General features: G+C 58.6%; 10 protein-coding genes and 1 tRNA gene. 6 read left to right on the top strand and 5 right to left on the bottom strand.

Annotated features, from left to right (window positions below; genetic code table 11):
• Window positions 1-264: 264 nt before the first annotated feature.
• Together Q7L05_RS13525 and nadC are read left to right on the top strand one after the other, a co-directional pair.
• On the top strand, window positions 265-609 hold the full coding sequence (locus tag Q7L05_RS13525) for an FKBP-type peptidyl-prolyl cis-trans isomerase (RefSeq protein ID WP_303907644.1): 345 nt from the start codon (window positions 265-267) through the stop codon (window positions 607-609).
• Window positions 609-1,454 (top strand): carboxylating nicotinate-nucleotide diphosphorylase, encoded by an 846-nt coding sequence (gene nadC, locus Q7L05_RS13520; protein ID WP_303907640.1) that lies wholly within the window; start codon window positions 609-611, stop codon window positions 1,452-1,454. The genes Q7L05_RS13525 and nadC overlap by 1 nt, the downstream gene beginning before the upstream one ends.
• 282 nt (window positions 1,455-1,736) lie before the next feature.
• On the opposite strand, the gene Q7L05_RS13515 is transcribed toward nadC, so the two are convergent.
• The 4 genes from Q7L05_RS13515 to Q7L05_RS13500 all read right to left on the bottom strand — a co-directional run bounded on the left by Q7L05_RS13515 (window position 1,737) and on the right by Q7L05_RS13500 (window position 4,430).
• A tRNA-Thr gene (locus Q7L05_RS13515) sits at window positions 1,737-1,812 on the bottom strand.
• Window positions 1,813-2,422: 610 nt separating this feature from the next.
• Window positions 2,423-2,830: a Fur family transcriptional regulator gene (locus Q7L05_RS13510; RefSeq protein ID WP_303907637.1), complete on the bottom strand. Its 408-nt coding sequence runs from the start codon at window positions 2,828-2,830 to the stop codon at window positions 2,423-2,425.
• Between the two features lie 31 nt (window positions 2,831-2,861).
• Window positions 2,862-3,983, bottom strand: coding sequence for a glycine oxidase ThiO (thiO, locus tag Q7L05_RS13505; RefSeq protein ID WP_303907634.1), 1,122 nt, complete (start codon window positions 3,981-3,983; stop codon window positions 2,862-2,864).
• Window positions 3,984-3,989: 6 nt separating this feature from the next.
• A complete protein-coding gene (locus Q7L05_RS13500; RefSeq protein WP_303907631.1) occupies window positions 3,990-4,430 on the bottom strand; it encodes a type IV pilin protein in 441 nt (146 codons plus the stop codon).
• A gap of 126 nt (window positions 4,431-4,556) precedes the next feature.
• Here Q7L05_RS13500 and Q7L05_RS13495 point away from each other — a divergent pair, with 126 nt between their 5' ends.
• From Q7L05_RS13495 to Q7L05_RS13480, 4 genes are read left to right on the top strand one after another with little or no spacing between them, the layout of a single operon-like run.
• Window positions 4,557-5,117, top strand: a complete 561-nt coding sequence (locus tag Q7L05_RS13495) for a GspH/FimT family pseudopilin (protein ID WP_303907629.1) — start codon at window positions 4,557-4,559, stop codon at window positions 5,115-5,117.
• 9 nt (window positions 5,118-5,126) lie between these two features.
• Window positions 5,127-5,861, top strand: a complete 735-nt coding sequence (locus tag Q7L05_RS13490; protein ID WP_303907626.1) for a PilW family protein — start codon at window positions 5,127-5,129, stop codon at window positions 5,859-5,861.
• Window positions 5,836-6,987, top strand: coding sequence for a pilus assembly PilX family protein (locus tag Q7L05_RS13485; protein ID WP_303907624.1), 1,152 nt, complete (start codon window positions 5,836-5,838; stop codon window positions 6,985-6,987). The genes Q7L05_RS13490 and Q7L05_RS13485 overlap by 26 nt, the downstream gene beginning before the upstream one ends.
• A 17-nt stretch (window positions 6,988-7,004) precedes the next feature.
• Window positions 7,005-9,647, top strand: a complete 2,643-nt coding sequence (locus Q7L05_RS13480) for a type IV pilus modification PilV family protein (RefSeq protein ID WP_303907621.1) — start codon at window positions 7,005-7,007, stop codon at window positions 9,645-9,647.
• Between the two features lie 670 nt (window positions 9,648-10,317).
• Here Q7L05_RS13480 and ispH read toward each other — a convergent pair.
• Window positions 10,318-11,256 carry a 4-hydroxy-3-methylbut-2-enyl diphosphate reductase gene (gene ispH, locus Q7L05_RS13475; protein WP_303907619.1) on the bottom strand — a complete coding sequence of 313 codons (939 nt, stop codon included), beginning with the start codon at window positions 11,254-11,256 and terminating at the stop codon, window positions 10,318-10,320.
• Between the last annotated feature and the right edge of the window lie 554 nt (window positions 11,257-11,810).

Genomic DNA, 11,810 nt, shown 5'->3' with positions numbered 1-11,810 from the left:
CTTCGTCGCCGGGGCTCCTCGTAATGACAGCGGGGGAAGTTCATCAGGAGGAGCCACAGCGATGTGGCAATCTCGGACTTAGGAGCAGAAGATTACTTCGTCGCCGGGGGCTCCTCGTAATGACAACGGGGGCAAGTTCATCAGGAGGAGCCCCGGCGACATGGCAATCTCGGGGTTGGGAGTAGAGATTACTTCGTCGCCGGGGCTCCTCGTGATGACAGCGGGGGCAAATTCATCAGGATTTCAATGAAAGAGGAAGACCCAATGGCTGGACGCATTACCGATTCAGGACTGAAGATCGAGGACATCAAGAAAGGCACGGGCGATACCGCCGAAGCCGGACAGCAGGTGACCGTTCACTATACCGGCTGGTTGGAGAACGGTGATAAATTCGATTCCAGCAAGGATCGCGACGATCCCCTGGTCTTTAAGCTCGGCGGCGGTCAGGTTATCCGTGGTTGGGATGAAGGCGTTGCGAGCATGAAGGTGGGGGGCATTCGCAAGCTCACTCTCCCGCCGCAACTGGCCTATGGTAGCCGGGGAGCCGGCGGCGTGATTCCACCCAATGCGACGCTGGTGTTCGAAGTGGAACTGCTCGGAGTGAACTGATGGCGGCTTCCGCGATGGATGCGGCCATCGTCCGCGATGACGTGGCCCGAGCGCTGGCGGAGGATGTAGGCAGCGGTGATCTCACTGCCGCACTCATTCCCGAAACTGCTTGGGCCACGGCCACCATCATCACTCGGGAGAACGCTGTCGTCTGCGGGCGGCCCTGGGTGGATGAGGTCTTTCGACAGCTCGACCGGAACCTGCAGATCCACTGGTGGGTACGCGAGGGAGACCTCATCGGCGCCGGGCGTACCCTTTGCACGCTGGAGGGCTCTGCGCGACACCTGCTCACCGGCGAGCGCACCGCCCTCAACTTCCTGCAGACACTGTCCGGGACCGCGACCATCACGGCCCGGTATGTCGATGCGGTGGCGGGAACCGGCACCCATGTTCTCGACACCCGCAAGACCCTTCCTGGCCTGCGCCGAGCCCAGAAATATGCAGTCACCTGTGGCGGTGGGGTGAACCATCGTATCGGCCTCTATGACGGGATACTGATCAAGGAGAACCACATTGCCGCGGCGGGTTCGGTGGAGGCCGCCGTGATGAAAGCACGAGAGGAGGCGCCGGCCGGTGTAGCGGTCGAGGTGGAGGTGGAGACTCTGGAACAGATTGCCGAGGCCCTGGAGAGCGGCGCCGATATTCTGCTGCTGGACAACATGGAACCCGAAAGACTGCGCGAGGCGGTCCGCCTGAACGCCGGGCGGGCCAGATTGGAGGCCTCGGGGGGGATTACGCTGAAAACGATTCGTGCGGTGGCCGAAACGGGGGTGGACTACATCTCCATCGGCGCCCTCACCAAGGACATACGGGCCGTCGATCTGTCGATGCGATTCACGGGGTAGATGGAGTTGGCCCAAGATGTGTCGGGTGAAAGCCGATCCACGTGGTGGAAATTTTCGGGCTTCTCGGAGAGTTTGGGGATGCCAGATCTTTATGAGTGCTGCCGCACTGTTCACCCACGGGGTGGGCTCCTACGGGGGACCATTGCCTTCGTTTTCCGGTGGGAGGGTCGTTCCCGGTTCCACATTGGTACTTATTTAGGAGCCGATTTTCAAAGAAGCGCACACGAATCGGTAGTGAATACGAACAAGGAGAAGCCACTTGGCTTCTCCTTTCCGCTTTTATGGTGCCGGAGATAGGAGTCGAACCTACGACCTATCGATTACGAATCGATTGCTCTACCAACTGAGCTACTCCGGCGAAAATCTTTTATAGACCCATATCCGTCGGGTATCAGTCTGAACCTTCCATAATCTTTTTCAGGAAAGTCAAAAGATTGCCGTTGCAGCCCTGCGACTTGCGAATGCATTGCCCTGCCCGTTGGGCTGCACGGCCCCTCCCGTGCGGGAGAGCGCCGAAGTATACGGAAAACCGTAAAAGACAGCAATCGACGCCGGGTCACCCGCAGGGCAACCGCATACTTTGAAGCGAGCGGTTTAAGTCCCGATAGCAGGTCGTCGGCAGACACGCCGCCAACGATGGCGGCGTTAGACAATGCAGGAGCACACTCATCCCTTTAGGTCGCATTCACAGCGTACCGGCTATCAAGGACTTAGTTCGCTCGCCGGCACCAAAAATGTGAGTGTGCGTTTACCCTTGAGGTCACCCGGTGTCGGCCTGAAGGCCGACCTCAGGCAACCGCCTGAACCTTACGGCTGCGCAGAGGCTTGGCCCGACACAGCTCATTCTCGTGAAAACACAAGGATTGCAAAGAACGATGTGTCCGGGGGTGGACAATCTGCCGCGCAGAAATATCCGGAACGGAAGGCTTTGCGGTGAATCCATGACCTATCGCTACGACCTTACGGGATCAGGTCTCTTCCGTGCGAACCCGAATAATCACATCGATGCCGGCCGCCACGGTCCCGGCGGGGAGTTCCGGCAAGTCATCCACCTGAATCGTCCCCGGGGGCACGTCCGTCAACTCACCGGTGTCGATATTGTAGAAATGGTGATGCCTTCCGACATTGGAGTCATAGAACATCTTGGTGGGGTCGACGATAATCTGCCGCACCAAACCCTTGCGGCTAAACAGATTAAGGGTGTTATAGATGGTGGCCTTGGATACCCGGGGGCGTCCGCCGTTCACCAGTTCCATAACCTGTTCCGCTGAAACGTGGCGTGGCTGGGCAAACAGGTATTGGGCAATTTCCACCCGCTGCTGCGTGGGTGTAATCCCGTGCTCTCGCAACATTAAAGTAGCGACTTGTCGGTCCATTTGTTCCATAGCTCGATTATAGGATAGGGTCTTAGACAAAGTCCATGCCCCCTTGAGTGGGGGCCCCATTAGTACCGGGGAGGTAGGGCGCAGGGTCGATGATGGGCTTCCGATGCAGCATCAGATCCGACAGTAGCCGTGCCGATGCCAGCCCCATCACCACCCCGTTTCGGAACTGTCCCGCGTTCACATACAGACCGCGGATTTTGGCATGTTCCCCTATAAAGGGGACTCCCGTAGGTGAGCCCGGTCGCAAACCGGCCCATTGCGTCTCCACCGGAACCTCCCGAAGCCGGGGGAGAATACCGAACGCGGCCGCCTTGAGCTCCTCGAGTGCCACCTTCGTAGTCACCTTCTCGAACCCGGTCCTCTCCAGTGTACTGCCCACCAGCACCCGGCCATCCCGGCGTGGTATCAAATAGCGTTCACCGGAAAGGACAATGCGGTGCAGCAGGTCAGGCGGACCGTTGAAAAGCACCATCTGGCCAAGAATCGGTTCAACCGGTAGAGAGAGTCCGGTCGATTCCAACAGCCTCCCGGTCCACGCCCCGCCGGCCACAACCACGCGTGTCGCCCGCCGAATCCCGGCATCGGTACGAACTCCAGTAATCCTGCCGGCTGCGCTGACAAACCCCTGAACTTCGCACTGCTCCTCGAAGGCGACACCCCGCTTTTCGAGGTCCGCCCGTAGCGCCTGCAGCAGGCGCGGATTCCGGACCTGTGCCACATCGGGCATCCAGAGACCGCTTTCGCCCCGGCCCAACTCCGGCTCACAGGTTTTGAGTCCGGCCCGGTCCAACGATTCCATCCGGTACCCGTAGCGGAGCGCCCAAGCGCTCGCACGGGAGCACTCCGCTTCCGCCACATCGACCATTAGTAGCCCGTTACGGGTCCACTGCGGATTGATCCCGGTCCTGTCGGAAAGCTCCCGGCAGATTTCCTCATAGTGGACCTGACCCCAATGCGCCAGCGCCGTCACCGGCTCCGGATAGCGCCAGGGATAGAGCGGCGAGAGGATACCCCCACCTGCCCAGGAAGACTCCCGACCGGTGGTGCCCCGCTCCACAATCGTGACCTGCTCACCCGATTGGGCCAACTCCCGGGCGCTCAGCAGCCCGATGAGGCCGCCGCCGATAATCAGGACATCAGGCACGGGGAGTTACTTGCCCCAGCAGCGTTCATTTGCATAAGTACCGGAATGGTCGGGCCCGTCCTGGTTGATGGCAAACGTGCCGCAGTCATTGTCACTCCATCCGTCTGGTGCCGCCGTCGCCACATACGCTGAACTGCTGCTCGACACGATGCCGAGATTGTAGAACTGCTCCGGACTCGTTGTGCTACCTGCGACATCGATGTCGGGGGTAGTGGTGTCGCAGTTGTTGGTACCCTGGATCTCCGCCGCATAGAACGGGCAATTGGCGCGGAGCTTCTCCTGAGCCAGTTGCAGTTCCATCAACGCGGTCATGGCATCGGAGCGTTTCGCTTTGCGGATATACTCTTGATATGAGGGATAGGCAATGGCCGCCAGAATCGCCACGATGCCCACTACGATCATCAGCTCAATCAACGTAAAGCCGCTCGAACTCCTAACAAATTTCATCACTCTATCTCCTGCTGGACGGCACAATCCGACCAGTGGACGGTTGCGCTGGATAAACGGAAAGCAGCATATGGAATCACGCGCTCTGAGTCCCGATAATATAACCACGACTAGAGAGTATTGCCGATGAGACACTTGCGCAACAACGGCTTCACCTTGCTGGAAATGATGCTGACCCTTGGGGTGCTCGCTACCATTTTGGCCATGGCGATACCATCATTCCCGGGAATGGCCCACAAGAACCGCCTGATCGGGACGGCTGAAGAGATTAGCGCCCAGTTGCAGCTGGCACGCACCGAAGCCATAAAGCGATCGGCGGACACCTATGTCAACTTCAACCGCACCGACGACACCAATTGGTGCTTCAGCATCAGCGGCGGCGCCAACTGCGACTGTTCAGCGGTTTCCTGCCAACTGGGTGGTGTCGAAAAGGAGGTATCGGCTGCCGATTTTGCCAGTAATGCCGCCGCCCGGCCACTGCTCAAAGAAGTCGCGTTCGGTGCTGGGACACAGCTCCAATTCGACCCTACCCGCGGCACGGTCAACCAGGCGGGGCATGTCTATCTGGAGTCGCCCGATGGCCGTCAACTGCGGGTGATCGTCAGCCTCCTCGGCCGGGTTCGCTTGTGCTCCCCGGCAGGCGCGACGACCCATGTATCCGGTTACCCGACAGCCGACTGTCCCTAGGAAAACGTTATGGAAACCTCACCCCGAATTGGACAACTCGGTCTAAGCCTGGTGGAGCTGATGATAGGGCTAGCCGTGGGCCTGATCGTCACCGCGGCCGTCACCTCAGTCTACATCATGACCATCAAGAGCAACAGCGAGACCCTGAAGGCGGCCAACCTGAGCCAGCAACTCCGTTCGGTGGCCATGGTAATCACCAGCGACGTGCGCCGGGCCGGCTACTGGTATGGAGCGAAGCCCGATGCCCACAACCCGTTCACCGTCACGGGGACCAATCTCAACATCCTTGATGGTGGCAAATGCATCCTCTACACCTACGACCGGAATGCTGATGGCAGCGTGGATAGTAGCGAATACTTCGGCTTCAAAAAGAACGGCGACGAGGTCTGGATGAAGCAGAGCGGCGCAAACACCACCGACTGTACCGATGGGAACTGGCAGGGAGTAACGGATGACGGCACCGTCATCATCGACGATCTCATCTTTACGACGCTCGGAGGTAAATGCCAGAACACGGTGACCGAGGAGATCTGGACCGTGGACGGGGCCGGGGTCCAGACCGATGCACCCTGCGAGGCCACCGCCGCCAGCAGCTATACGGCTCCCGTCAGTGGTGACGACCTGGTGGAGGTCCGGCGGATCAATGTCACTCTCACCGGTCACCTCGAGAGCGACAGCGCCGTAATCCGTACCGTAACCTCTTCAATAAAGGTGCGAAATGATCGAATCTACAGCCAGCCATAACAAACTTCGGGCGCCTGCCGACGGTGCGCGTCCAGGCCGTCAGTCCGGCGCGGCGACCCTCCTGATCTCGCTGATTCTGCTGATGGCAATCACGATGGTGACGGTATTTACCGCCAAATCGATACTGCTCGAAGGACGGATCGCCAATAACGAATTCCGGGCCATGGAGGCCTTCGAGGCCGCCGATGCCGGAATTGATTTTGCCTTCGGTTATCTCGACGAGGGGCTCGATCCCGAGAACAACGGGCTGTTCGTGGACGCGGACGGCAATCCGATCGTCGCCGTGGATCCCGATGTTCCAACGGTGACACTCACTCCCATGACCCTGGCCTCGGGTTCCGCCTTCACCCTGACATTCGAGGACCTCGGTGATAACCGGGTGCGCATCACCTCCACCGGCACCAGCGCCGATGGCCTCGCCAGCCGAACCAGCACGCAGGAATCGGCCGTGGTGCCGGCTGTTCCCAACGTACCCATATCACCCCTGACAACCCGCACCCTGACCCAGATCAGCGGCAATATCACGGTAACGAATAACTATGGGCATTTGACCATATGGTCCGGGGATTACGTGTATGTCTCAGGCGACGCGCAGACCAAGATCACTACTACCGATGGCGAAGAGTCTGTAAACAGTACCGACTCGGGTGGTTTCGGGCCCGACGTAATCCAGGATGATACAAATCTGAGAGAGGTGAGCGATAGCGATTTCTTCGAAAACTTCTTCGGACAGAGTGCCGAAGAGGTCCGCGCTGACGCGGATATCGACATCAGTAGCTCGGCCGAGCTCACAGCGGAGCAACCCATCCTGAGCCAACTGATTTGGTACGAGGGAGACCTGCATCTGCAGGAGGACCTCGGCACGCAAGAAGATCCGGTAGTCCTGGTCGTCAATGGCGACCTCCGAATCAACAGCAATTGCACGATAAACGGCATCGTTTATGTCTCGGGCGACTGGACCCAGGCCAACGGCGGCGTGACCATCAACGGCGGGGTTGTCGTGGAAGGGGAGCTGATAATGGGTAACGGGAATCTGGAAGTCAACTACGACCCCGAGGTATTGGATAATACGGGCGGAATCGGCAAAGATGCCGGCCTGTCGGGTAGCTGGAGAGACTGGACATGATCAAGCGGGAGAGCAGGATGACATTCGACATGAAGGTGCCCGGAAGAGATGGCGGTTTTACCCTCATCGAGGCCCTGATCGCTGCCGTCATTTTTGCGGTCGGGCTGATCGCACTTGCCCGCTTCCAGGGTGGCCTAGTCCAGAGTGGGGGGCACAACAAGGCGCGCAGCGAGGCGGTCCATATCGCCCAGCAGAAGCTCGAAGAGTTTCGCGGCGCCATGATGGAGGGCGACTATACCGCACTAATTGATACCGGCGGAGCCTTCTCCAACGACCCCGGCGGGGATATTACCGGAGTCAACGCCACCTTCACCCGCAGCTGGAAGATTGACGATGGCGCCACTCCGGATCGCAAGGCGGTCACCATGCAGGTGAACTGGACCGGTCCCCAGGAGAGTGACCAGGAGTCGGTGACGCTGGACAGCCACCTCGTATGGAAAGACCCCGCAGGGTCGGCAACCATTGCCAACGGCGACGACGCCAAGAAGATCATAGCGCCCCCCAGTGAGGGGTCGCGTTGGGGCGACAAGACATATGAAACTACGCCGGAGGGTGAAGAGGGCGAAACCGTCACCACCAACAGTGATGACGGCACCACTATCTACGAAAAGGACAACGGCGAGATTGAGATTATCGATGCGGACGGCAAGGTCCAGATCGTCATCCTCGACGGATTCGATCTCGTCAACATCGAGGGCAGGGTCTACATCGAGGACGGGGCCAAACCAAGGGAGAACCTGTCCGTCGAGGCCTCCGACTCCGCCTATTGTGCCGAATGGGCGGATTCATCCTTCTATCGCGATGGCACGACGTACCAATACTATAACTATCGCTGTTATCTGGCGAACAAATGGTACGGCAACATCGGTGTTCTCGATACCACCAATACGGGAAGCAGTGACCAGTCCGCCAACGTCTGCATGGGCGACCCCTACTCCGTCAACGTGACCAACGAGCGCAGCCGGCAATACCGCGGCTACGAGATTCGACTGGATGACAACGGCGACCCGATGGTGGATGTGAATGGCGATCCCATCTGGTATTTGAACGGGATCACCAGCGCCAACATAGCGGCACTGGGCAAGAGCCACGACTTCCTTATCGTCGGGGGCAGCACCGATGATGCTTGTCGGGATGCGATGCTGCGCGGCGATCCGAAACAGGGCGCCTTGGCCCTGAAAACCAGTTCTGTGCCCTCGAGCACTGAGTACTTCTTCTACGGCAATGCGCCGGAGGATACCTGTCTGACCCCGGATACTTACTGTATCGACGATGTCGATGCGGATATTGGTGGTCGGTTCAATTTCTACGGCGCCGCGGATTTTGGCGATGTTACCGGCGTCAGCGGCACCAACTTGATTGAGTGTATCGACAACGCGGCCGCGTACCGCTGCCGAACCGCCGACCTGACCGGCAGTCCATGGAGTGGCGATCTGACGTTCTCAACCGGCGCCGTTTTCTGTGACGCCCCCGAAACGTATACGCTTTCCTATTACAATGTGACCGGCCGGCAAATACATCACTACGATGTAGCCGACAGCGAAGCAAACTGTCCAGTCGGAACCCGCATCGCCATTTCCGGTACTGTAGGCATCGCCAGCGGAGAGACCCACGACCTTAGCGGTAGCATCATTACCGCCGAAGACGACAACGGCACGGTGACAACCTGTAACACCACCCATACCAACACCGGCAGCACCTACGAGTGTAATGTCACCTACACGGCAGACGGGTGGACGGGCAGCATCACCCTCGACCCCGCCATCGGCTGGGACTGTAGTGACACCTCGTTAGCGCTTGAGCAACCGGTCACAGCGGACGCCCTGAACAATGACTTCGGCAGTTGCAATTGGAGCGATATAACAATCACCCTGAGCGGGAACATTTCGGGAGTAACCGATACCGACCTTGAGATGTTCACCGTCTCGGCGAACGACATTTCCGATAATTGCACTGTCGACGACTCCTTGGATACTTATTCCTGCACCGTGACGTATCCGACCCGCGGTTCGTGGTCTGGCGATGTCACCCTGGATGTCGGAGGCACGGACAACCTCTGTACCCCGCTTAAACACTCCGTAGCCACCGATGCCTCTGTAGACAACCTGGACTTCACATGTGGCGCCGCAACGACCCTGGCCATCACCGGCAGCCTCGCCATCGACGTGGCGACCGGCTCCTCGGTCACTGCGACGGACGACGCAACGGAACAGGTGACCGCATGCACGGTCGACAGCGAGTTAAAGACCTACGCATGCAGCATCAGCGTCGCTGAAGACCAGACCTGGTCCGGGACAATTGATATGGTCCAGGCGGGCTATTCCTGCACCCCGACTCAACACGCAATCAGCACCTCCACCGACTCGTCCGGAAATGACTTTACCTGCGAGATCCTGAGCAAGAGTGTGATGATTGGGGGTACGATCTATATTGCCGATGCCCAGTACCTGAAAAGATTGAGCAAACCCGACCAATGCACTGTCGAGAACGTCGATCTGAACACGGAATATTACGCCTGCGTGGTGGACGGAGGGAGTAGTGGCAAGTGGAGCGGGACGCTCGAGTTCAGGTATGAGAAAAACACCGCTCAATATTGCACTGCTACCTACACCGGGAACAACGTCAGCGGCTTTGTTGAAGCAAACCTTAACTGCCTGTAATGACCGCGGAAGCGAGGAGCGCTAAGCGCCCCTCGCTTTCCTTTTTCAACCTCCTGCTAGCCCTACTGACTTGCCCGCAGTGGAACGCCGAAACACTAGGTTCAGTTCACTGACAGCAGCGTTCAGGAGAGACTCGCCGGCAAGTCAGTGATGTCTCGGATTGGGGCGCAGGGATATTGTAGATGAAAGATCACTACATCAGGCGCCTTTGCGCCTGCGCGTAATAGTTAAAATCTCCTACCTAGGAGCCTGTCGGACTTAACACTGATCTACTGCGGAAAAGCCGGATTTGGCCATATTTTCCGATCTTTCTCGGTAACTGCTCGCCCCTTCAAGACATTTTCACCGCAAAGGCGCAGAGTTCGCAGAGAGGACCTGGTAATTTCTTTTCAGGAAAACAGGCATCATGAATGTGCCGAGATAGAAAGCGCATAACAACGACATGATGCGCTTCGTAAGAGCATTATCTACCGTTCCACGCTTCAGCACGGAGCTACGGGTAGTTACCCAGGGCTATATTTGGTCTTCTCTGCGTACTCTGCGGCTCTGCGGTGAGGTCTTTTTCGAAGAGGGTGAGTAGTTGAATAGACCCACTATTCGCCTCGAAAGATCAAAAAATCTGTCTCAAACCGGCTTTCCCTCGCTACGATCGGTCAAGTCCGACAGGCTCCTAGGCGGGCTTCTCCAGTTCCCGGGGCAGCCTGAATACCATGTTTTCCTCACGGCCCTGCATATGCCGAACTTCAGCACCCGAACGCTGTAGGCGTTCGATGACGCCGTCCACCAGGACCTTGGGGGCCGATGCGCCAGCGGTGATGCCGACCACCCGTACGCCCTCCAGCCACTCGTCGCGGATGTCTTCGGCGTTGTCGATAAGATAGGCGGGGGTGCCGCGGCGTTCGGCCACTTCGCGCAGACGGTTGGAGTTGGAGCTGTTCGGAGAGCCGACCACCAGAACGGCGTCGCTTTCGTCCGCCAATTGCTTGACCGCATCCTGACGGTTTTGCGTGGCGTAGCAGATATCCTCTTTTTTCGCGCCGGCAATATCGGGGAATCGCTGCCGCAGGGCATCGATCACCAACCGTGCATCGTCCATGGAGAGGGTGGTCTGGGTAACGAAGCCGAGGTGTTCGGGGTTCCTGACCTCAAGGTTTTCGACATCTTCCGGGCTGTCGACCCGATAGATACCCCCTCCGTTCGCGGCGTCGTATTGCCCCATGGTGCCCTCCACCTCGGGGTGCCCCTCGTGGCCGATCAACACGACGTCGTGCCCGACTTTAGCATGGCGCATGACCTCCAGGTGCACCTTGGTCACCAGAGGGCAGGTGGCGTCGAAAACGCGCAAGCCCCGCTGCCTCGCCTCCTCCTGCACGCGGCGCGGCACGCCATGAGCGCTGAAGACGACGGTGGCATCGTCGGGCACGTCATCGAGCTCTTCAACAAACACCGCGCCCAGGGCCCGTAACCGCTCCACGACAAACCGGTTATGCACCACCTCGTGGCGAACGTAGATTGGGGGTTCGAACAGTTCGATCACCCGCTCGACGATGTCGATGGCCCGATCCACACCGGCACAGAAGCCGCGGGGATTTGCTAAAAGGATTTGCATGGCTGGGTCTCCTCGGATGTCGCCAGTCCGTTTTCGAAGAAAAGCCGGGGCTTGAGTTGAAACCTCGGGGCTACGGTATCTACACGGCTGAGGGAAAACGGCTCTCCTCTGGCTCCGCGTGGCTTCGAACTGCAATTGTAGCGTTACAGCACCCTCAGGTGCACCGCACTCCGATCGACTGCAGCGGTGCATTTGAAGAATGGAGCGAAGAGGGCTCATTCTTGACGGGCCACCCCCTTTGCGTGTCAGCGGAAGATTTCCAGAAAGCACCAACCGTTGCACGAGGCACATTCAAATGCGCCGGCTCCGCTCGTCTGAGTAACGGTGCATTTGAGGAATGCACCCTACGAGAAACGGAGCGTTAGCCCCCGTAGGGCGCATTCTCGATAAGCCACCCAGATTGCCATAGAGCCGATCGATTCCAGGGTTCACCAACCATTGAATGGAGCACATCCAAAATGCGCCGGCTCCGTTCGTTCGGGGTACCGGTGCATTTGAAGAATGCACCCTACGAGAAACGGAGCGTTAGCCCCCGTAGGGCGCATTCTCGATAA

The organism is Thiohalomonas denitrificans (genome assembly GCF_016841685.1).
Lineage (GTDB): Bacteria > Pseudomonadota > Gammaproteobacteria > Thiohalomonadales > Thiohalomonadaceae > Thiohalomonas > Thiohalomonas denitrificans_A.
Note: the sequence above shows the minus strand (reverse complement) of the source record. Positions and strands in the feature narration are given on the sequence as shown.